This window comes from Algoriphagus hitonicola, from assembly GCF_900113375.1.
Lineage (GTDB): Bacteria > Bacteroidota > Bacteroidia > Cytophagales > Cyclobacteriaceae > Algoriphagus > Algoriphagus hitonicola.
Map to the genome: position 1 here is coordinate 125,453 of NZ_FOPC01000003.1, position 21,138 is coordinate 146,590.

Consider the following 21,138-nt stretch of genomic DNA (forward strand, 5'->3'; position numbering starts at 1 on the left):
TCCATGTCAGAAGAATTAAAAGTATTTCTCAAAAATCTGTGGCCACTTTATGTCATTGTCTTGGTGATACCAGGCCTCAGCTATGGAGCTTGGCACATTTGGCCAGAAAAGCAGCTGGAAATCGTCGTCATCGACAAGACCGTACCCAATACCGAATATCGCGAGCATCAGGGTTTATTTTTTACCCTCAATTATTACAAGTACACCCAAAACGACGGATCACCTTATGAGAAGTCATCTGATTATTTTGGTTTTGTTCCCAATGGTCAGGATGATTTCGGGACAGTTCGGGAAATGCCCGGCGAGGCATCGGAAGAAATACAAAACTGGGTTGCTTCCAAAGATTTGATTTATCTAGCTGACACGTATGGGGTGTATACGCGCAATTTCATGGATTTCAAAAGCGGGGATCTTAGTCAAAAGGTCTATGGGGGACTCGATGCGAAGGATTTGGAGGTTTTAACCGAAGCAAAAAGTCAGGAGAAAACCATCATCGCCGAATATAATAGCATGGCTTCACCCACTCCAAGATTCTATCGATCTTCCTTCGAAAATCTGATGGGCTTGAAATGGACCGGCTGGATTGCACGATATTTTGAGGAATTGGATACTTTGGTCAATGACGAATTGCCGGATTGGTTGATTCAGAATTACACCGAACAGCATGGTCCCTGGAATTTGAAAGGAGATGGGATGATTTTCGTGAATGAAAGCGGAGAAATACAGGTGTTTAATGCGGGCTTGGATTATTTGAATAAAACTCCGCTGATTCGTACTCCACGACTCAACAAAGGAGGATTTAATCTTCCCGATGTGGTACCCTATCCGGACTGGTTTGATATTGTATTGATTGAGCGCGACTATGAGGTGATTTCCTATTTTGACCTGAATCCCACCGATGAAGGGCTGAGTAAATTACGTGAAATGGGTTTGCCGAGGTTTTTTCCTGCTGCGGTATCGAAGAAAAATGGAGCAGGCTATATGTATTATTTCTCAGGAGACTTCTCCGATTTTGATGGGGAAGTCGGTTCACCAAAATTTAAAGGAATATCCTATCTCTGGAGAGGTTTTTACGTTGTGGCAGATTATCGGGACCGACAGGGATTTTTCTGGAATTATTACATGCCTCTCATCTCGCAGGTCTTGGAAAGAGAAGAAAGCAGCAATTGATTTTTCTGAGTTTTAGGTATCTTTTTCCTACCAAAAAATTCCCACCACTTAATTCTCATCGGGTGGAAGAAGTTTTCTGGTCTGTACCATATAAGTGTTTTTGTTTTTGAAGTCCTCAAATTCTCCCGTCAACTTGGTGAGCATATCGGGGGATTGGATAGGTTCGATATCTAGCCCTTCGTTGATGATAAAAAGCTCACCTGCCGAAAGAAAAAACTCCCCATGAATGTATTCAATTAATTGGTTTTTATTCCGCATCAGCGGCATGGCTATTTTAGATTGAAAATTTTGGGCAGTATCTAAGACCTGTCCTTGCCAAGTCACGATTTCCGGCAATTTGACAAAATTCTGATTTTCTAAAAAAGCTAAAATACTCGGTGTGATTTCATAGTGACTTGTCAGGCCTTTGAAATATTCAGTACGCTTCAAAAGAGGAGAATAAATCATCAGTGGTACATGAAATCTATCCAATCGGGTGGACATAGGTACCTCGGGAAGGCGATGATCTCCCGTGATGATAAAGATGGTATTTTCAAATTCTGGACGTTTTTTATATTCTTCTATGAAAAACTTCACTGCATCATCCGCATAGAGGATGGTCATATAAATGTCCTGATAGGCGCGGTAATCCGGCTTCTTGCCTTCGTCAAGATTGAGATAGCTGTCGAGGTGACGCTCAAATTTTTCGCCGTAAAACTCCCGCTCCGGCACTAGGTAGGGATCGTGTGAGGTCTGCGTCTGGAAAGTGATCAATTGTGGAGCAGAATAGCTCTGAGGAAGTTTTTCCAGCCCATTTATAAAAAGCTCCATATCTGCATATCCCCATGAAAATTCACTGGAAGAAGGGCCTTTTTTAAACCGTGGATCAAAACCTCTTTCGTCAATTAATTGGTCGGGGTTCTGATATTCGATGAAGGAACCCACATTGTCAAAATTCTTATCAGCTCCGATAAAATACCGGATTTCGTATCCATTATCTCCCAAAATACTAAGCAAAGTTTCATGATAAGGATACTCATCTGAAAGATCCAAAAATCCTTTGCTCCCAAATGGTAATCCTCCAAAAACTCCGGGCTGCAGTCCAAATGTCCGGCCTGTCGAAGAAATAGCATTTAACCAAACCAAGCTGTGCTGCTCCAAGGAATCCAAAAATGGCGTAAAACTCCCCAAATACGCATCTTTTCCGGAATAAGCTCTTCCGAAGCTTTCCAAAAAAATAAATACAATATCCGGTGCCTGCTCCAAGCTGTCAAAAAATGGGCTCAATACATCCGGATATTTTGCGCTATGGGCAAAGGGATATTCGTCTCCAATATATTCCTTGGTGATCATTAAATCATCGGAAGTGGACCGAAGGTAAAAGTCAAAATAGTATTCCCCACCATAAACCCATTCATCAAAGGCCTGTTCGGTCAGGAAGCGGGATTTATTCAGGGAAATATTGACTTTGTTTTCATTGGCACCAATGATTTGATTTTGTGGAAAAATGGTGAAAACTAGAATAAATCCCAGAAAAGTAATGGTCAATATAACATAGCCTTTCAAGGATAGTCTGATGAGTTTACTGCCAAAATTCAATAGGGCAAAAATGGCCCCCAACGCTAGAAATCCTGACGAAACAGTCCAAAAATTGAGTTGCCCGGAGCTGTTGATCGTCAATATCAGATCATCAATACTGTAGGCAAAAAGATCTTTTCCCAAAGGAACCAAGGTTTTCATAAAATAGAAAATCAGTCCCACTTGAATAATGGTCAAGACGGTGAGAACAATCAAAATTATCCCTTTGCCAAGCTTGGCTGACAATAGGCTGACCGGTAAGTAGATCATCAGCAAAAGACCTGTCAAATAAAATAGCCATCCGGTGTCTTGGAGAAAACTATGAACGAGGATTTCTGAAAGGGAAAAGTCGAGGACGTGATTCTCAAAAACTAAAAATAATTCCAAGCTTCTAAGCAAAATCATCAATGCAATGAAAACCAGGATAACTCCCCAGAAATTTTTGAAAATTATTCGTAGTCTAAAGGGTAATGTAGAACGGATAGCTGCCTTTTGGGCCATAAAATTTTCTGAGTTTTTAAACTTTTGATGGAAAATATAGGCTAAAATCGGGTATCTTCAAGCCCTATTTAGAAATTTATGAGCAAATCTAATCTTCTGATTGAATTATACAGCAATCTAAGCACGACCGGAGCAGTAACTTTTAGTTCGAAGTCCTTAGTAAATAAAATGATTTCCCATTCAGACCTGTCTCATGCCCAATTAATTATAGAAATGGGTGGGGGAGATGGGAGCATTACTCAGGGAATAATCGAACAAATGAATCCCAACGCAAGACTGTTGGTTTTTGAAATCAATGCTCCGTTCTGTGAGGCGATGAAAAAACAGTTTCCACAAAAAAATGTAGAAATTATCAATGATTCGGCTGGAAATCTTGACAAATACCTCAATGGTGAAAAGGTTGACTATATATTTTCATCTTTGCCTTTTTCGTTGATTTCAAAAGAAGCGACCGACGAGATACTACGCAAATCCAATTTGGCCCTTTCCCAGAGTGGGGCTTTTATTCAAATCTGCTATTCGTATTTGTTGAAAAAACTTTTTAAGAAATACTTTAAAGAAGTAGAAGCTAGTTTTACCTTAAAAAATTTACCTCCGGCCTTTGTGATGGTCTGCAAGTAAACGGATTTGGCATGGATGTTTTAAAAACAGCCATATTGGAGATGTGCAGAAAAAGGGGAGAAGCTTCATTTTGCCCTTCGGAAGTAGTCAGGCAACTTTATCCCGAAGACTGGAGGAATTTTATGGATGAGGTCCGAGCCGAAGCTATGACTCTATACCGTTTAGGTGAAATCCTAGTAACACAGGCTGGTATTGCTGTTGATCCCCAAAAGGAACCCAATGGTCCGATTCGGATTTCCAAACCAAAATAGCGCTGAAGCTGTTTCAAAAAGAAAAATCAAGCTATGTCTCAAGAACTTCCCCAAACTTCGCTTTCCATTCCAGAAAATCTTGAACTTTTGACCTTAGGAGGAGGCTGTTTTTGGTGTACAGAAGCGGTTTTCCAGCGAATCAACGGCGTGAAAAAAGTAGTTTCGGGCTATGCTGGAGGTTTTGTAGAAATTCCCACCTACCGTCAAATCTGTTCGGGTACCACCGGACATGCAGAAGTGATTCAGGTTTTTTACGATCCCGATACAATTTCGACAGAAAAGCTATTGGAAATTTTCTGGGCTACACATGACCCCACAACCTTGAATCGTCAGGGTGCCGATGTTGGTCCACAGTATCGCTCTGCCATATTTTATCATAATGATAAAATCAGAGAAATAGCCGAAAACCTAAAATCAAGTATCAATAATGCAGAAGTATTTGATCATCCAGTCGTCACGGAGATCACAGCCTTTACTAATTTTTATCCCGCGGAAGATTATCATCAAGATTACTTCAATCTCAACGGGCATCAGCCTTATTGTCAGTTTGTAGTCAAACCCAAGGTAGATAAGCTGAAAAATTTCTTTGAAGAGTACCTATCGGAAGGGGCTTGAGTTTAATCTAAAAATAACGAGAAGGTAACCCAAAACTGGCTTTTCAGCCCTATTTTTATACTTTTTAGCTATCTTTGCTGAATTTAACCAAACAGTACCGCATGAAAAGGACAAGAGCACACGAATCAAGAGCAGCCATCGAAAGATTATATATTACGATGAGACATCTTTTTACCCGGGGTAGTTACAAACCTATGGGTGTCTCCGGGGAAAGCCTCGTTCAAGCCTTGATGGTGCTCAGTCCGGAGATTTACGGAAGCATCACCGATCGGGAGAAAATCGAATTGGATGGATTGCTGTATGTGATGGAGCGATTGCCAAGAGGCATCGAGGAGTGTCGCTTTGTTCGCTTGATCAGTAGAGAGGGATACGAGACTTCTCATTTATCACCGATTATTCCTCCCAAGCGAAAGCGAAATTGCTATAGACTGGATGAACAAGTGATGTATGTGGAAATGACTCGGGGGCGATCTGATATTTACGACATCCTGACGCACTTGACTTTTTTATATATCGAGTCCAATAAAATTTACCATAACAGCATCGATCCAAAAGGTAGAATCACGACCAATTGGACGATGCTGGAAGAATTTGTTAAAAAAGAGGAGCAAGGAGAGGAGTTTGAAAAAGAAGCCGCCTCAGCTTATTTGAGTCACTTGATCGGTCGAACCTATGAGGAGACGGTTCATGCAGTGGAAAAATTTGCCAAAAGTGCCAATTCCAATAGCCTTTTCTCCATTGTATATCACTTAGGCAGATTGGCGATGGAGGAAATTCAGAAGGATAAGGATCGGGAAATTTCCTTTTCGGCGACATTACGGGAGCGGATAGGACATCACGTGTACGGAGAGCTTTGGGCAAGAAAAATCCAATCTACATTGGATGAAAAAGGACTTTTAAAACGACCGATCCATATTATTTCTGCGAATCTCCATTCGGTTTTAAATACCATTTATTCGCATCAGAAATTTGGGGTCAAAAGCTACGATGAGATCGAAAAAGTAGCCTTGGATATTTCTATCAAAGCAAAAGGAAATCAAGGAAAAGCGATTTATGATTATGCACTAAAGCATGGATTTGTGGATATTCCTGATGATTCGGGGACCAATATCGGGGCTCAGATTATCGACACGGCATTGCTGGAAAAAGACGAGATTATTCCGGGTATCAAATTGCCCAAGGAACCTGAAAAGCGCCCTGTTTTTGTAGTGATGGACTACGCCTTTGGTGAGCAAGCTTATGAATGCTTTGACGAATTGCTAAAGCCTTACAAAAAGGATGATGATGAAATTACCTTAAATGTGGTTTCCACATCGATCATGGGTAAGGCCGGGATTCTTTATGGTGGAAAAGGGGACCTGATGATCCCCGATTCCCATGTTTTTGAAGGAACGGCGGATAATTATCCTTTCAAAAATGAACTGAAAAAGTCGGATTTTGAAGGTTATGGATTAGGGGTTTATACCGGTTCTATGGTCACCGTGTTGGGCACCTCGCTTCAGAATAAAGACATTTTACAGTATTTTATGGAATCGTCCTGGAATGCCATCGGGCTGGAAATGGAAGGTGCCCACTACCAAAAAGCCATTCAATCCGCCTCGAAAATCCGTAAAAGTATCCGCTCCAATGTCAAGGTGCTCTATGCCTACTATGCTTCGGATAATCCGCTGGAAACTGGAAGCACTTTAGCCTCAGGTGCCTTGGGAATGGAAGGTGTCCGTCCTACTTATCTAATTACGTATAAAATTCTGGAGAAACTCTTTAAATAATAGAAGGCCGGTCAGTAGCGATCGGCCTTTTTTATCCGTTTTAGGAGAAATTACCAAGATCTATGAAAACGGTTAAAGTTATTCTCTTTCTATTTTTAATATCAGGGATGTTTAGTGCCTGCCTAAATGAGGAAAACAATAAGCTTTTTGAGTTTTATTGGGACCAAACCTATTGTGCTGATCCTTGGGGTAATTCGACAGAAGGAAATACAGGTCTTGGACTTGCCGTGGAAGAATACCTGATCGATCAAGGTATTTTAGGGGCAAAAGTTTCTTTTTCCACTGAAGAGGAGCGAAGACAAGATTGCTTTGCTTGCCATTGTACCTCTGGAAATCGAATTTATGTACAAGTCCCCTTTCAATTTCGAAATCGGATACTGGAATTGGGATTTAAAGAAGCCGAATGATTATTCTTGCGTTCTTACCCGGGTCGAATGCAACATGTCCAACCGCCATCCTTTTTTCGTTTTTATAGCCGTGGCACTTTCCAACCAATATAGCTGTTGTGTTTCCTCTCCATTTTGGCTGAAGGTAGCATAATTATGATAGGCAATCCAAGCTGTATTTCCCGTGACTTTTGTTTCAATAAAATCAAATCGGTTGGTTCTGATGCTCGGGCTTGGATTCTGCTTTGTCCGATCAAAATAAGCTAGGATCATTTTATTGTCCCACACTTCCCCTTGCTCCAAAAGCAGAAAATCCTCCGTGTAATAATCCAAAATTTTTTCGGACTTAAACCCGGAAAAAAGATCGTCAAAGGAGTCTTGAATCAGGTTTTGGATGAGTTTTTCCTCAGGATGGGTTTGAGAAAAAGTTGGATGCGACATAAATCCAAGAATAGCTAGGGAAAGGAGAATAGAAGCTTTCATGAGTACTAGTTTTTGATTTGAGAAAAAGAAAGCGTGCGAATTGTTCTTTCGCACGCTAGACACTTATTGTAATTTTGAATTGATCGGAGGCGGGCCATCGGGTACAAATCCTTTGTATTCGTAGTCACCTTTTTTGGATTTAAACTCCTCCTTGATTTGCTGGACAAGCTCAGGATTTTGGAATAAATCCACCATGGTCATGGATAAAGCCTTGGCTGCATATGCCATTCCTTTGTGGCCGATGGACATTCCTCCGGCAGCTACGACCGCCCAAGAATGCCAAGGTGTACCATTGGGGGCGGTAGTCGCTGAGAGTCGGATTGTCGGAGCCACCCAACTCACGTCTCCTACATCTGTACTGCCTCCCATACTGTGCTCTGCAGTTTCCTCCATGGGTTCGATTTTAGAAACCAAGCCAATTTGGGGTTTACCCGTTGCCTCTTGGATTTTTTTAGCAAATTCCTGCTCTTCTTCGGTGTAGGAAATGGATCCCAGGTTTTCCAGATTTTTTTGTAGTGCTGCCGAACCAGTCCGGTTAACCAAAACCTCATGAACACCTGAAATCAAGTTGACCTCATGCTCGACATTTGCCAGGATGGCAGCACCCTCCGCCATTTTCTCGACTTGCTTCCAAACCGGAACCAAGCCCTCCCGACTACTATCTCTGACTCGAACCCAAATCCGGCTATAATCCGGAACCACATTAACCACCTGTCCGGCGTCCTGAATGTGATAATGCATGCGAACGGTGGGTTTTACATGTTCTCTGTAATAGTTGATCCCAGTGGTATAAAGTTCAAGTGCATCTGATGCACTTCGCCCGTTCCAAGGGTCGGAGGAAGCATGAGCTGCTTGTCCTTTGAATTCGACCAAAAAATCCACCAAAGCCAAGCCTTTTTGAACAGCCGCTTTGGTCTCCGCACCGGGATGCCAATCCATCACCACATCTACATCATCAAATAATCCCGCCCGGATCATCCATAATTTTCCGAAAAATTTTTCTTCAGCAGGAGTTCCGTAGAATCGAACCGTGCCTTTAATTTCTCCCGATTCAATCAGATCCTTGATCGCTGAAGCAGCACCCAAAGAAGCCACTCCAAACAAATTATGTCCACAACCATGGCCGGGAGCTCCCTCGTTTAGTGGGCTTTTATAGGGAATCTTGTTTTGAGAAAGTCCAGGCAAAGCATCAAACTCTCCCAAAATCCCGATAACGGGTGAGCCTGAGCCATATTCTGCAACAAATGCAGTTGGGATTTCGGCAACCCCTCGGGTAACTTTAAATCCAAGCTCTTCTGCATAATCTGATAGGGCGGCTGAGGACTGAGTCTCCTGAAAAGCGATTTCTTCAAAAGACCAAATCCGGTCACTCAGATCAGTTAACTCGGCAAAGCGATTGTCAATGCTACTTTTTACTTCTTCTTTTAGTGCAGTAGAATTTTGCTGCGCCTGAAGGGGTAGGATTGCCGACAAACCCAACAGGGCTGGAAGGAAGCCTTTAAATTTACTAATCATGTATTTGTAATTTAGGTTGATGGTTTCAAATGAAAATTAATTTTACCAGGCAATTCCATAATCGTCTCCATAATCACTTGAACCGCCCCAGAAGCTCCCATGCTTCCAGTCAAACCAAATGGCATTGATCGGGCCTGAAGTTTTATTCCAGAGTTCGATTGAATAGCCTCTTTTAGATAAATTCTTGGTCACCCAGTCCGGTGTGTCCTTTCTCAGGACGATGGCTCCCGGTCTGATTTCGTGGTCTCCAAAAGAGCTCTGCATTTGATAAGAATTGAAATTAGCGGCTTCACTCGCTTCTTGCACATCCATTCCAAACTCGACTACATTCAAGAAATACTGAAGAAGGTTTTGATCCTGGGAATCACCCCCCTGCACGGCAAAAGAAAGAAAGGGTTTTCCGTCTTTCAGGGCCAAACTTGGCGTGAGTGTGACTCGTGGCCTTTTTCCAGGCTCTGGTAAATTGTAAGGATTGAGTTTTTCATCAATGACAAAGCTTTGCATCCGTTGAGAAAGCCCAACGCCGGTATTTCCTGCCACTACTGCGGGAATCCATCCACCACTAGGCGTCACCGAAACTACCCAACCCTCAGCATCCGCCGCTTCCACGGTGGTTGTCCCACTAAGGAAATCAGTGATAAATTGATCATCGAGGGATTGATTGATATCCTCTGGAGACAAGGCAGCCATCGCTTCCTGATTGCTTTTCAGGATATCTAAATAGGGGTTAGTTCCTTCCTGAAATGGATAAGGATCCCCAGGTCCAATCTTCGGATCGTTTACATCACCGATAAGTTTCGCCCGTTCCTTGGCATATTCTTTTGAAAGTAGACCCTCCATCGGCGAATCCACAAAAGCCGGATCACCATAGTAAAAGTCCCGATCTGCGAAGGCTAAACTCATCGCTTGGTAAACCGTATTGATGTAGTTGGCAGAGTTGTACCCCATGGACTTCAGGTCAAAATTCTCCAAAATGTTTAAGGATTGGAGCAAAGCTGGACCTTGGGTCCATTCCTGAAGTTTGTACACATCGATCCCTTTGTAATTGACGTGTGAAGGTTCTTCGATTTTCACTTTCCAATTTGCTAAATCTTCCTCCGTAAAAAGCCCTCCTTGTTCTCGCGTTCCTCTGACGATTTCTTTGGCAATATCACCTTTATAAAATCGATCATAAGCAGCGTAAATCGCCTCCTCCCGAGTTTTTCCTTCAGCCAATGCCTCTCGTTCGGCTTCGATTAATTTAGAAAGGGTCTGGTACAAATCCTCCTGGACGAATATTTCCCCGGCCACCGGAGCTTCCCGCTCTTCGCCGAGGTGCGGTAAGAATATCTTTTTGGAATAGGGCCACTGCTTGATTCGCTCTTTTTGCGCTTCCATCGCATTGGCAGTTTGGGCTTCTAGAGGATAGCCTTTGGCAAGCTCCATGGAGGGAGCTAATATTTGCTCCAAACTCATCGTACCATACTCGGCCAACATGGTCATGATGCCCCCCGGTGTCCCCGGAGTCGTAGCAGCAAGCGGACCATATTGCGGGGGATAATCCATTCCTTGTGATTTGAAAAAATCAACGGTAGCTCCCGTCGGAGCATAACCTAAGGCATTGATTGCAATGACTTTTTTCTCAATAGGATGATAAATCAGCGCTTGGGTTTCTCCTCCCCAAGACAACACATCCCACATAGTAGAAGTAGCCGCAATCATGGCACAGGCTGCATCTACGGCATTTCCTCCTTGTTGGAAAATAGCTGCTCCTGCGGTGGCGCCCAAGGGCTTTCCTGTAATCGCAACCCAATTTTTTCCATGAAGGATGGGCTTATTGTTGGGAGTGGATCCTGATCCGAGTCCAGGAAGGCCCTGTCCATACAAGTTCCAGGAAATTAAACAGGTGAATAGTAAGAGTACTTTTTTCATTTGGGTGAAGGTTGATTGGTTGACGGTTTAGTCACTTGAATCGATCAGTTGATTCATTATTGGTCTAAAGCCGGGAAATTTGGAATTATAATGGGTAAATAGTTGAAAAACAGCATTCGGGTCCTTGATATTCAAATTGTTGCTTGAGGCAAACTCCTCCATTTCTTCGGCTTTGTCGCCAAAAATCGGGAAGAATTTTTTACGTTTTTTGGGAATTTCAAGGATGTTTTTCTCGACCAAGTAATAGTATTTGTCCCGTTTTAGAATCTTATCGTTTCGCTCACCTACCATCAAGGCCGTGTTGTAGGTGGATTCCTTGAATACGGCGAGGGTTCTTCTCATCAAGGGTAATTCCCCTTCGACCAAAACTTCAAAAAATCCGGAGATTGGGCTGCCCTCATCCAAGAAATCCATACCGTTAACAAAGTAGCGTGGAACGCGGTAGGTAGAGTCAACCCAAACAATATTCTGCACTCTCAAACCGGGCAAAATGGAAACCAGATTGTTTTCCGGCTCCATCAATTCAAACATGTTGGAAGTAATATTGTAACGGACCCGAAATCCTTCGAGCATCTGCTGATCTCGATAAAGGAGAATGGAGGCTGAATTCCATTTTTTATCCAAATAATTGTCACCCTCGACTTTTTTAGGATCAGGAGGAATTCCATAGACCATGTTCCCTCCAATGAAATTTGGTCGCTCATTGATTAAACGAATCACATTATCAGATCGGATGGTTTTCTGCAAAGCGGAAACTGTACCTTCAGCTCCCATTCGGATCATGTAAATGTCACCCAAATCCAAATCGCTCTTGAGATTAACCTGCTGCTCGTATCGGTTATATCCTTCAAGGTTTAGGGAAAGCACATATTTATCCTCAGGGAGATCATTGAATTTAAAATTTCCTCCAGCCACACTGGTTTTGCCAAAGGCAGTACCGCGAAGGGTGACATTAACTCCATCGATATAATTACCACTTTCTGAATCAATTACACGTCCAGTCAAAGAATAATTCTGGGCCTGAATTACCCCTGAGACCAAGAAGCAAAGAAAGAGCAGAAAATAAATTTTTCCAGGTAGATTTTGATTCATAGAGATAGTCAATTCTTGTAATATTGAAATATAAGTCAAATGTCCTAGCTATGCAATTGAAGTCTTTTTCGAAAATAAATTGAATAGATTGCTGATCCCGAGTGGTATTTTGGCTTTCCAAAGGATTTCAAGTTATATTTGAAGGAGGCATTTGCCATTATTTCACCTAACCAATATTCATTCATTTTGGATTTCTCTTCGTTTAATTTCGAATCCTCGCTTCAAGAAGGCTTGGATGCCATGGGGTTTGAGCAGCCCACACCAATTCAGGAAAAAGCCATCCCAGTCATGCTGGAGGGAAAAGATTTGATTGCCTGTGCCCAAACGGGTACCGGTAAAACTGCGGCTTTTATTCTGCCCATATTGAATAAAATCTCTAAATCTGGCAACAATAAACTCAATACGCTGATTTTGGCACCCACCCGGGAACTAGCCATTCAAATAGACCAACAAATTCAGGGTTTTGCTTACTTTCTTGGTATCAGTTCCATTCCCATTTATGGAGGAGGAGATGGTATCGTCTGGGAGCAGCAGAAAAAGGCCCTCGAAACAGGAGCAGAAATCGTCGTCGCTACACCTGGTCGATTGATTGCCTTATTGGCAGGAGGAAAAATGGATTTGAGCTCCTTGGAGCATTTGATTCTGGATGAAGCCGATAGAATGATGGATATGGGTTTTTCGGATGATATTCTGAAAATCGTAAACTATCTCCCAAAAGACCGGCAAACGGTTCTGTTTTCGGCTACTATGCCACCAAAAATCCGACAGTTTAGCATGAAAATTCTTCGTAATCCCGAGGAAATTTCGATTGCTATAGGTAAAACAGCCGCCGGGGTAACACAGGCCATGTATGCGGTGTATGACACCCAAAAAGAAGAACTGGTCAAGTATATTCTTTCACAGAAAAATTACGAAGCGGTCATCATTTTTGCTTCCACCAAAGACAAAGTTAAGGCCTTGTTCAAGACCTTGAAAAAGCATTTTGATGTGGAAGCTTTCCATTCGGACCTCGAGCAGGTAGAGCGGGAAAAAATCATGTCTGCGTTTAAAAATAAAGCCGTTAAGATCCTGGTTGGGACTGATATTATTTCCCGTGGGATTGACGTGGTCGGGATTGAGCTCGTGATCAATTATGATACTCCGGGTGATCCTGAAGATTATGTGCATCGGGTGGGTAGAACCGCCCGCGCCGATATGGAAGGAGAGGCCATCACTTTTGTCAATCCAAAAGATGCCTATAAATTTCAACGGATCGAAGAGTTGATCGGAATGGAAATTTCTAGACTTTCCCTTCCCGAAGGTTTTGAAAGTGGACCAGAATTAAAGTCTTCAAAAACAGGATCTTCCTCTCCTTCCCATAAAAAGTCTTCCAAAGGCAAATTCTCTAAAAACAAGAGTGGAAATAAGCACCCAAAAGAAGAACCTAAGCCTAGACCTAAAATCGATACACCTGAAGTAAAAACTCCTCCAACAAGTCCTCCATCCACTTCTGCCATTCCCTCTAAATATGGGAAGAGAAGAAATGTAATTGACGATTAGCGATAAATAAAATTGGTTTTTTGCATAGCTTGAGGTAAATTTTAATCAAGTACTGTTTCACATAATTTTTAAGAGCATGCAACAAATTAAATACAGAAGCAGGGGCGGAGCTGTTCGGTTTTTACAGGAGCTCCTGTCTCAGCTGGGATATGATATTCCTGCTACGGGTTATTTTGGAAAAATGACCGAAACTGCCGTCTTGGATTTTCAGTCAAAAAATCATCTGGTCATAGATGGAGTGGTAGGAATTAAAACTTGGACCATACTATTGGACCGGACAAAGCCGGCTGATGCCTTTGGGGATAAATTTCTGGACGAAACTGACCTGATTGATTTTGCGAATAAACATCAACTGGAATTGGCAGCGGTAAAGGCTGTGAATGAAATTGAAAGTAGTGGAAAAGGATTTCTGATTGATGGTCGGCCCAAAATCTTATTTGAAGGGCATATTTTTTGGAAAGAATTAAAATCACGAGGGATCAATCCTGAGTCCTTGGCAAATTTTTCAAATGCGGATGTACTCTATCCAAAATGGACCAGACAGCACTATTTGGGCGGAGTAAGGGAATACCTTAGGCTCGAAAAAGCAAAAACACTTCAACCCAATCCTTTAATCAAAGAGGCCGCCTTATCTTCCTGCTCTTGGGGGAGCTATCAAGTCATGGGATTCCATGCTGAAAAATTAGGATATAGTTCCGTTTTTCAGTTTGTAGCTGAAATGGAAAAACACGAGCGTAATCATCTGGAGGCATTTGGAAGATATTTGGAAAAATTTGGCTGTATGCGCCATTTGAGAAGTAAAGACTGGACCAAATTTGCTGTTTGCTATAATGGTCCTGCACAGGCACAGCATCACTATGACGAACGCATGCGCAAGGCATACGAGCGGTTTTCATGAAAAATAATTTTAAAATGACAGCATATTTTAAGGAGCTTTTCGATCGGGATCTGGACCGATTGGAAAATGAAATCAAAACCTTTAATCAAGAATCGAATCTGTGGATCTACCCGCCCGGCATTCTCAATTCTGCCGGTAATTTGGCAGTTCACTTATGCGGGAATCTGCGCCATTTCGTGTGCCATGAAATGGGCGGATTTGAATATGTTAGAGATCGGGAACGTGAATTTTCCGTCAAAGATCTTCCTCGCACCACAATTTTGGATGAGATTCAAGTTTGCCGAAATCAAGTCAAGATGAGCTTCGAGGGAATGGAAGATCGCATATTGGAAGAAAATTATCCGATCCAGCATTTTGGAAAACCCATGACCTACGGATTTTTTCTGACTCATCTCTATGGTCATCTCAATTACCATCTCGGTCAAATTAATTATCTCAGAAGGATGATTGATTCCAAATAAAAATCCCAGCGGAATGAATCGACTGGGATTTTATGACAGGGAGGGTTGTATTTCTAAATCAATATAGAATTCTGAATCGAATGGTACCGGTGATATTTTTTAGTGCATCGATGGCTTCCTTGGTGTAGGCCTTGTCGATATCGGTAATCACATAACCTATTTTCTCATTGGTCTTTAGATATTGACCTACAATATTTATTTCATAACCAGCCAAAACCTGATTGATTTTAGCCAAAACTCCGGGCTCATTTTGGTGAATGTGAATCAGCCGATGGGCATTTTTAAGGAAAGGCAACTGGATATTTGGAAAGTTAACCGAGTTAAAGGTGTTTCCAGTGTTGATGTATTCCATGATTTTTCCGGGAACAAATCGTGCGATATTTTCCTGTGCTTCCAACGTGCTGCCCCCGATATGCGGTGTCAAAATCGTATTGGGAAGTCCAATTAATTCAGACTGGAAAGGTTCGGCGTTGTTTTTTGGCTCCTCGGGAAATACATCCACCGCACATCCTGCCAAGTGCCCGGACTCGATCGCATCTTTGAGGGCAGGGATTTCCACCACATGGCCACGACTCAGATTGACCAATATGGCTCCTTTCTTCATCATGTTGATCTTCGAGGAATCGATCAGGCATTTATTGTCTTTTCGTCCATCGACGTGTAGGGAAATGATATCACAATTTTCCAAAAGCTCCTCCAGCGTGTCCACTTTGGTCGCATTACCCAAGGCGAGTTTTTCGATAACATCGTAGTAAAACACATTCATTCCCATGTTTTCTGCCAAGACAGAAAGCTGCGCGCCGATATTTCCGTAGCCGACGATTCCGAGTTTCTTTCCTCGGATTTCAAAACTTCCACTGGCTGATTTGTCCCAGCGTCCTTGATGCATTCCGACGGATTTGTCAAAGAAGTTTCGCATCAAAAAAATGATTTCGGCGATAGCCATCTCCACTACCGAACGGGTATTGCTGAAAGGCGCATTGAATACCGCAATTCCTTTTTCCTGACAGGTTTCCAAGTCAATCTGATTGGTTCCAATACAGAAGGCCCCGATAGCAATTAGCCGGTTGGCATTTTCCAGAACTTTTTTGGTGACATTGGTTTTGGAACGGATACCCAGGATGGAAACACTTTTGATCTTTTCGCAAAGTTCATCTTCGGTCATAGCCGAACTGACCACTTCCACCTGATATCCTTCTTCTTTGAGTAATTCGATCCCTATCGGATGGACATTTTCCAATAGCAAAACCTTAATCCGGCTTTTTGGGTATGAGAATTTCGTGTTCAATTTATTGATGTATAAGATTTCGTCGAAACTAGGTGCAATATGATCAGCTTTGGAAGTCACCTTGGGACGGTGGACGTTTTCTGTGAATGCGTAGAATTTATTAGCAAGTCCCGATGCCTTGATTTCATAATCGGTGTATCCGTCGCCGATCACATAAATATCTCCTTCAAGCTTCAAATGTTTGATGGTTTCAGCTTTTCCGTTGTTTTTTGACAACGGATTTTCCCGATTGAAATCTACGATTTTTCCTTTTTCATCGTAGACAAATTCATTGGCAAAGACGTTTTTTTCTTTGATTCCATAATCCGCCACGATCGGGATAATAAAATCCTTGAATCCATTTGAGATGATAAAAATATCGTCGGCATTTTCCTGCAGAAATTCCTTGTTTCGCTCAAAGGATTTTGAAACCCGCTTCTTTAAAGCCTCGATCAGATCGGTAATTTGGGATTTACGGGCCTGAAGGATTTCAAGTCGCTTTTCCAGGCTTTCCCGAAAGGTCAGCGAACCCTCCATTCCCTGATCAGTGATGTCTTTGATTGCTTGAAGTTTGGAGCCAGCGGCAGCATCCCCGTCGAGGGATATTTCCCCTAAAATATCAAGTGCTTCCACTTGGGTAAAGGTACTGTCAAAATCAATGATGAATTTTTTGGTTTGAGGCATGCGGAGGGTCTTTTGTATTGAATTTGATGTAAAATTAACGGATTGTTAAAAATTCAGAAGTTTTATTGATAAAATTCTTCAAAATCATTTATTCATTGGAATTTTCGCAATCGATTGTGTTGATTTATTAGTACTCTGTATGCTAAAATAAAATATGACTTTTTGCAGGTTTCTTTGTAGTCAAGCTAATCAGGGTTATTTTTGGAAAAAGGATTTGTTATGAAAAAGATCGAATTAAAGTGGATATACGGATTGACCCTCATGTTTGCCTTCGCTTGCGGGCCGGATAAAAGGGAACCATTTGACGAACTGGATTCGCATGAAATGGGAGAGGTCATCGGCGAGGCTGAAACTGTTCCGGGCAAATATGGAGAAGAATTTGATGGGAAATTAACCCCGATTCCAATATCTGATTTTGTCGATGAAGTCGAAAAAGAGGGCTGGGCTGAGGCTGTTATTCAAGGTGAGATCGAGGATGTCTGTACAAGTAAAGGTTGTTGGTTGACCATGGACCTTCCAACTGGTGAAAGTATGCGGGTTACCTTTAAAAATTATGGATTTTTTGTACCGACCAACAGTCAGGGATACCCTGTTATATTGAAAGGGGTGGGTACTATGGTCGAGACCGATGTGGAAACCTTGAGACATTATGCCGAGGATGAAGGCAAGTCTCAGGAAGAAATCGATGCCATCACAGAACCTAAAAAAGAAATCACTTTTGAGGCCGAAGGAGTCATTATCCCAGAGAAATCCTAATTTATGGCCATAGCTTTGGATAATTTAAGGGTAGGTCGTAGGTATTTATTGATCAATCAAGGAGAATCCCGAAGATTGGAAATAGTTTTGCGACTGCACGGAGATAATTTTAAAGTCAAAGATCTCGATACCTTGGAATACTACACGATTGAGGAGTTGCTTCAGTGGGGTAGAGGCAAAGATTACGACCTGGATGAAATCAGATAAACATTAGGAAAAAAACTTGGTTAAATCAGTCAATTCTATGTGCATTTTGTCACTTTTTTGAATTGAGGATCCCACTACTTTCGCAAAAAAATTGTAATGTCAAAAAGTTTAAGTCAAGCGATCATTTCCGCAAAATGTCCGAGATGCCGAGAGGGTAAATTGTTTCCAGTTTCGGTATTTAGTTTCCGAAAATTGACCGATATCAATCACCATTGTGAGATTTGCGGGGTTAATTTAGAGCCTGAACCCCGATTTTTTGATGGAGCGATGTACATCAGCTATGCATTTTCGGTTGCCTTGGTGATCACCGTTTTTGTCGGGCTCAATATCTTATTGGAAAGACCTGAACTATGGATGTATCTATCCACCATCGCGGTGGTTAATATTGTATTGCTTCCCGTTATGCTTCGGTACTCAAAAGTATTGTATCTTTATGCAATGGGGAAAATTCAGTTCAAAGGAGATTAAGGATAAATCTGCACTTTTATCAGCAGGCTTGGTTTTTTGACTGATTTGCTTAATTTTTTACAGGGACCGGATATTTTAAACATTTCTGGTTTTCAGGACTTTTAACTTAAACTTCAGCAAATGATATTTCGGAAAAAAATATACATCGCAGGGTTTTATCTGCTTTCCTTCTTTTATATAGCTGCCGGCATTAATCATTTTGTTAGTCCCGAATTTTATTTGCCTTTGATTCCCGATTATTTACCTATGCCAAGGACTTTAAATGCCTGGGCCGGTGTTTTCGAAATTTTACTGGGAATCGGATTACTTTATCCCAGTTATCGGGAAAGGGCGATTCGGGGAATCGTCATCCTGTTATTGATTTTTATTCCATCACACATCTATTTCATTCAAATTGGCTCCTGCGTCGACGGGGGTTTATGCCTGTCACCTTGGATGGCTTGGGTAAGATTGGTCGTTATACATCCATTATTGATTGCGTGGGCATTGATTTATCGAAATCAAAAAAGCTTTTCTATACAAACAGTAATTAATACTAACAAAAAATAAAGCTTTACTAAACCTTTTCCTTCCTACCTCCGTTACAGCCTTAAAATTAGGAAAAAATATGGAGGCCATTTTGAACAAAATGAAGGTTGAAGTTAACTCCAACCTGTACCAAAAGGAACCTTTTAGTTCGGATCTGGGAACAGCCATTGTGCAAGAGGGAGCCAAAATGATCCGGGACCTTGGATTAGAAAACTTCACTTTTAAAAAATTAGGGAGCCAAATTGGCAGCACCGAAGCAGCGATCTATCGCTATTTTGAAAACAAGCATAAATTATTACTGTATCTTACAGCTTGGTACTGGGGCTGGATGGAGCATAATTTGGTGTTTGGTACCGCTAATCTAATCGATCCTGCTGAGCGACTGAGACTCTCGATCAAACTCCTGGCTGAAGGGCCTATTTTTATGAAAAATGAAAACCTGGATCCCAAAACTCTCCGCGAGATTGTCGTCAATGAATCCATCAAAGGATATCTGACCAAGGATGTAGATCAGGAGCATGAGGTAGGGATTTTTGCTCAGGTTTATAAATTCGGTGAGCGAATTGCCAATATTGTATCGGAAATCAACCCAAGCTATACGTATCCCAAAACATTGGTGTATACGGTTTTGGAATCGAGTTTGCTCCAATCCTTTAATTCCCAACATCTACCCGGGATGACCGAAAATAGCTTGAATGCCAGCACCCGTTTTCAGTTCTTTTATCAATTGGTGATAAATACCATTCAAAATGATAACTAATAAGGAAATTACTCCGATCAAGCGCTTTTTTGGTTTGCTCAAGGAGGAAAAAAACCAGGTTTATTCGATTTATTTCTATGCGGTTCTGAATGGCTTGATTACCCTTTCCTTGCCCTTGGGGATTCAGGCTATTTTGAATTTTATATTGGGTGGCCGAATTTCTACCTCTTGGATTATCTTGGTAGCGATAGTGGCTGGCGGGGTGATGTTTAGTGGATTTTTACAAATCTCCCAACTCCAGATTATGGAGAAGTTGCAGCAGCGAATTTTTTCCAAATCAGGTCTTTCTATCGCCTATCGATTGCCTCGGGTCAAAGCAGAAATCCTCCATGGGAAATACGCTCCTGAATTGGTCAATCGTTTTTTTGATACGGTTAATCTCCAAAAGGGTCTTTCCAAGATTTTAATTGACTTTTCTACCGCCTTGCTTCAAGTGATTTTCGGATTGTTGCTCTTGTCTGTTTACCACCCGTTCTTCATTTTGTTTGGGCTTTCATTGGTGCTTATTTTATTCCTGATCTTCTACTTCTCTGGTCCCAAGGGAATGGATACTGCGCTCAAGGAATCTACTTACAAATACCAAACCGCTTACTGGTTGGAGGAAGTGGGTCGGACTATGAACAGTTTCAAATTGGCAGGAAACACCCGATTGCCTGTATTGCGGGCAGATAAATTGCTGCAGAAATACGTCGATTTTCGATCCAAACACTTCTCAGTCTTGATTTTCCAGTACAAAATCATGATTGCTTTTAAAGTTTTGATCGTGACGTCTTTATTGGTAGCCGGAAGTTTATTGCTAATTAATGATCAGATCAGTATTGGTCAGTTTGTAGCAGCGGAGGTGATTATCATTTTGGTGGTCAATTCTGTCGAAAAACTCATTTTGTCATTGGAAACTGTGTACGATACCTTGGTCGCTGTAGAAAAACTGGGCAACCTCATGGATCTCAGTCTTGAGGATAGCACCGGTAGCGAAAAAGTCATTACGCCTAAAAAGGAAGGGTTAAAATTTGCCATGCAGAACGTAAGTTTCCAACCCAAAGATGCTGATATTCCACTACTTCGAAATATCAATTTGACCATAGAGGCTGGTGAAAAAGTGGTAATTACCGGAAAAAGCGGAAGTGGAAAAAGTGCATTGATGTCTTTATTTTCAGGTTTATATGAGGATTTTGACGGGGATGTTTTGGTCAATGACCTGTCCATAAAAATGATCCACTTGGAAAAATACCGAACGATGGTTGGGGATTGCCTGGAAGTGGAACAGATTTTTCACGGTACCATCCATGAAAATATTCTTATGGGTAGAGAGTACGACGAGAGTCAACTCAATGAAATTTTGAATCTAACTGGCCTTCAAGATTACATTTATCAGAAGCCGTTAGGGTTGGAAACGGTACTGCTTCCAGAGGGAAAAGGACTTTCCCGAAGGTTGGTACAGAGTATCCTGATCTGTCGATCCTTGGTCGGCAAACCCAAGGCGATGATCATGGAAAATGCCCTCCTGCATCAAACCCAAGAAGTCAAATTGAAGTTGCTCGATTACTTGATGGCAGGAGATTGGACCTTGCTACTGGTGACCCAGGATCAAGAGGTGATTCAGCGGGCCAGTCAAATTATCATGTTGGATCAAGGTACCTTGTTATTTCAGGGGAATTATACTGAATACTTGGAATACTTAAAAACGAATCAATAAGCC

20 protein-coding genes are annotated in these 21,138 nt (G+C 41.8%); 14 read left to right on the top strand and 6 right to left on the bottom strand.

What is annotated here, in order from left to right:
* Positions 1-3 precede the first annotated feature (3 nt).
* A complete protein-coding gene (locus BM043_RS05375) occupies positions 4-1,170 on the top strand; it encodes a hypothetical protein (RefSeq protein ID WP_092789582.1) in 1,167 nt (388 codons plus the stop codon).
* Positions 1,171-1,218: 48 nt separating this feature from the next.
* Here BM043_RS05375 and BM043_RS05380 read toward each other — a convergent pair whose 3' ends face one another.
* Positions 1,219-3,228: an LTA synthase family protein gene (locus BM043_RS05380; protein ID WP_092789584.1), complete on the bottom strand. Its 2,010-nt coding sequence runs from the start codon at positions 3,226-3,228 to the stop codon at positions 1,219-1,221.
* Positions 3,229-3,306: 78 nt separating this feature from the next.
* On the opposite strand from BM043_RS05380, the gene BM043_RS05385 reads away from it, so the two are divergent.
* The 5 genes from BM043_RS05385 (at position 3,307) to BM043_RS05405 (ending at position 6,891) form a co-directional block, all read left to right on the top strand.
* Positions 3,307-3,849, top strand: coding sequence for a class I SAM-dependent methyltransferase (locus BM043_RS05385; protein WP_092789586.1), 543 nt, complete (start codon positions 3,307-3,309; stop codon positions 3,847-3,849).
* A gap of 11 nt (positions 3,850-3,860) precedes the next feature.
* Positions 3,861-4,100, top strand: a complete 240-nt coding sequence (locus BM043_RS05390; RefSeq protein WP_092789587.1) for a DUF3253 domain-containing protein — start codon at positions 3,861-3,863, stop codon at positions 4,098-4,100.
* Between the two features lie 33 nt (positions 4,101-4,133).
* Entirely contained in the window at positions 4,134-4,715 is a 582-nt protein-coding gene (msrA, locus tag BM043_RS05395) for a peptide-methionine (S)-S-oxide reductase MsrA (RefSeq protein WP_092789589.1), read from the top strand.
* Between the two features lie 101 nt (positions 4,716-4,816).
* Complete coding sequence (locus tag BM043_RS05400; RefSeq protein ID WP_092789590.1) at positions 4,817-6,484, top strand: DUF6909 family protein; 1,668 nt, start codon at positions 4,817-4,819, stop codon at positions 6,482-6,484.
* Between the two features lie 62 nt (positions 6,485-6,546).
* On the top strand, positions 6,547-6,891 hold the full coding sequence (locus BM043_RS05405) for a hypothetical protein (RefSeq protein WP_143189479.1): 345 nt from the start codon (positions 6,547-6,549) through the stop codon (positions 6,889-6,891).
* On the opposite strand, the gene BM043_RS05410 is transcribed toward BM043_RS05405, so the two are convergent.
* From BM043_RS05410 to BM043_RS05425, 4 genes are all read right to left on the bottom strand, one after another.
* Positions 6,892-7,353 carry a DUF4440 domain-containing protein gene (locus tag BM043_RS05410; RefSeq protein ID WP_092789593.1) on the bottom strand — a complete coding sequence of 154 codons (462 nt, stop codon included), beginning with the start codon at positions 7,351-7,353 and terminating at the stop codon, positions 6,892-6,894. It abuts the gene before it with no gap.
* Positions 7,354-7,416: 63 nt separating this feature from the next.
* Entirely contained in the window at positions 7,417-8,868 is a 1,452-nt protein-coding gene (locus BM043_RS05415) for an amidohydrolase (protein ID WP_092789596.1), read from the bottom strand.
* Positions 8,869-8,910: 42 nt separating this feature from the next.
* Positions 8,911-10,779, bottom strand: a complete 1,869-nt coding sequence (locus BM043_RS05420) for a gamma-glutamyltransferase family protein (protein WP_092789598.1) — start codon at positions 10,777-10,779, stop codon at positions 8,911-8,913.
* Between the two features lie 27 nt (positions 10,780-10,806).
* Positions 10,807-11,871 (bottom strand): carboxypeptidase-like regulatory domain-containing protein, encoded by a 1,065-nt coding sequence (locus BM043_RS05425; protein WP_092789600.1) that lies wholly within the window; start codon positions 11,869-11,871, stop codon positions 10,807-10,809.
* Positions 11,872-12,057: 186 nt separating this feature from the next.
* Between BM043_RS05425 and BM043_RS05430 the strand changes: the two genes are divergently transcribed.
* From BM043_RS05430 to BM043_RS05440, 3 genes are all read left to right on the top strand, one after another.
* A complete protein-coding gene (locus BM043_RS05430; protein WP_092789928.1) occupies positions 12,058-13,410 on the top strand; it encodes a DEAD/DEAH box helicase in 1,353 nt (450 codons plus the stop codon).
* A 76-nt stretch (positions 13,411-13,486) separates the two neighbouring features.
* Positions 13,487-14,308, top strand: coding sequence for an N-acetylmuramidase domain-containing protein (locus BM043_RS05435; protein WP_092789601.1), 822 nt, complete (start codon positions 13,487-13,489; stop codon positions 14,306-14,308).
* 14 nt (positions 14,309-14,322) lie between these two features.
* Positions 14,323-14,769: a DinB family protein gene (locus BM043_RS05440; RefSeq protein WP_092789930.1), complete on the top strand. Its 447-nt coding sequence runs from the start codon at positions 14,323-14,325 to the stop codon at positions 14,767-14,769.
* Positions 14,770-14,827: 58 nt separating this feature from the next.
* Here the strand turns inward: BM043_RS05440 and serA are convergent, their stop codons facing one another.
* Positions 14,828-16,720 carry a phosphoglycerate dehydrogenase gene (serA, locus tag BM043_RS05445; protein ID WP_092789602.1) on the bottom strand — a complete coding sequence of 631 codons (1,893 nt, stop codon included), beginning with the start codon at positions 16,718-16,720 and terminating at the stop codon, positions 14,828-14,830.
* A 219-nt stretch (positions 16,721-16,939) separates the two neighbouring features.
* On the opposite strand from serA, the gene BM043_RS05450 reads away from it, so the two are divergent.
* The 5 genes from BM043_RS05450 to BM043_RS05475 all read left to right on the top strand — a co-directional run bounded on the left by BM043_RS05450 (position 16,940) and on the right by BM043_RS05475 (position 21,135).
* A complete protein-coding gene (locus BM043_RS05450; RefSeq protein ID WP_092789604.1) occupies positions 16,940-17,476 on the top strand; it encodes a DUF4920 domain-containing protein in 537 nt (178 codons plus the stop codon).
* A gap of 3 nt (positions 17,477-17,479) precedes the next feature.
* Positions 17,480-17,683: a hypothetical protein gene (locus BM043_RS05455; RefSeq protein WP_092789605.1), complete on the top strand. Its 204-nt coding sequence runs from the start codon at positions 17,480-17,482 to the stop codon at positions 17,681-17,683.
* A 96-nt stretch (positions 17,684-17,779) separates the two neighbouring features.
* A complete protein-coding gene (locus BM043_RS05460) occupies positions 17,780-18,151 on the top strand; it encodes a DUF983 domain-containing protein (RefSeq protein ID WP_092789607.1) in 372 nt (123 codons plus the stop codon).
* 628 nt (positions 18,152-18,779) lie between these two features.
* Complete coding sequence (locus BM043_RS05470; protein WP_245752954.1) at positions 18,780-19,439, top strand: TetR/AcrR family transcriptional regulator; 660 nt, start codon at positions 18,780-18,782, stop codon at positions 19,437-19,439.
* Positions 19,429-21,135 (top strand): peptidase domain-containing ABC transporter, encoded by a 1,707-nt coding sequence (locus tag BM043_RS05475; RefSeq protein ID WP_092789611.1) that lies wholly within the window; start codon positions 19,429-19,431, stop codon positions 21,133-21,135. The genes BM043_RS05470 and BM043_RS05475 overlap by 11 nt, the downstream gene beginning before the upstream one ends.
* Positions 21,136-21,138 lie beyond the last annotated feature (3 nt).

Coding starts and splice junctions, on each gene's coding strand:
- BM043_RS05470 (WP_245752954.1), top strand. CDS start 18,780: ATGAAGGTTGAAGTTAACTCCAACCTGTACCAAAAGGAACCTTTTAGT.
- serA (WP_092789602.1), bottom strand. CDS start 16,720: ATGCCTCAAACCAAAAAATTCATCATTGATTTTGACAGTACCTTTACC.
- BM043_RS05455 (WP_092789605.1), top strand. CDS start 17,480: ATGGCCATAGCTTTGGATAATTTAAGGGTAGGTCGTAGGTATTTATTG.
- BM043_RS05420 (WP_092789598.1), bottom strand. CDS start 10,779: ATGAAAAAAGTACTCTTACTATTCACCTGTTTAATTTCCTGGAACTTG.
- BM043_RS05400 (WP_092789590.1), top strand. CDS start 4,817: ATGAAAAGGACAAGAGCACACGAATCAAGAGCAGCCATCGAAAGATTA.
- BM043_RS05405 (WP_143189479.1), top strand. CDS start 6,547: ATGAAAACGGTTAAAGTTATTCTCTTTCTATTTTTAATATCAGGGATG.
- BM043_RS05460 (WP_092789607.1), top strand. CDS start 17,780: ATGTCAAAAAGTTTAAGTCAAGCGATCATTTCCGCAAAATGTCCGAGA.
- BM043_RS05385 (WP_092789586.1), top strand. CDS start 3,307: ATGAGCAAATCTAATCTTCTGATTGAATTATACAGCAATCTAAGCACG.
- BM043_RS05435 (WP_092789601.1), top strand. CDS start 13,487: ATGCAACAAATTAAATACAGAAGCAGGGGCGGAGCTGTTCGGTTTTTA.
- BM043_RS05415 (WP_092789596.1), bottom strand. CDS start 8,868: ATGATTAGTAAATTTAAAGGCTTCCTTCCAGCCCTGTTGGGTTTGTCG.
- BM043_RS05410 (WP_092789593.1), bottom strand. CDS start 7,353: ATGAAAGCTTCTATTCTCCTTTCCCTAGCTATTCTTGGATTTATGTCG.
- BM043_RS05425 (WP_092789600.1), bottom strand. CDS start 11,871: ATGAATCAAAATCTACCTGGAAAAATTTATTTTCTGCTCTTTCTTTGC.
- BM043_RS05375 (WP_092789582.1), top strand. CDS start 4: ATGTCAGAAGAATTAAAAGTATTTCTCAAAAATCTGTGGCCACTTTAT.
- BM043_RS05380 (WP_092789584.1), bottom strand. CDS start 3,228: ATGGCCCAAAAGGCAGCTATCCGTTCTACATTACCCTTTAGACTACGA.
- msrA (WP_092789589.1), top strand. CDS start 4,134: ATGTCTCAAGAACTTCCCCAAACTTCGCTTTCCATTCCAGAAAATCTT.
- BM043_RS05475 (WP_092789611.1), top strand. CDS start 19,429: ATGATAACTAATAAGGAAATTACTCCGATCAAGCGCTTTTTTGGTTTG.
- BM043_RS05440 (WP_092789930.1), top strand. CDS start 14,323: ATGACAGCATATTTTAAGGAGCTTTTCGATCGGGATCTGGACCGATTG.
- BM043_RS05390 (WP_092789587.1), top strand. CDS start 3,861: ATGGATGTTTTAAAAACAGCCATATTGGAGATGTGCAGAAAAAGGGGA.
- BM043_RS05450 (WP_092789604.1), top strand. CDS start 16,940: ATGAAAAAGATCGAATTAAAGTGGATATACGGATTGACCCTCATGTTT.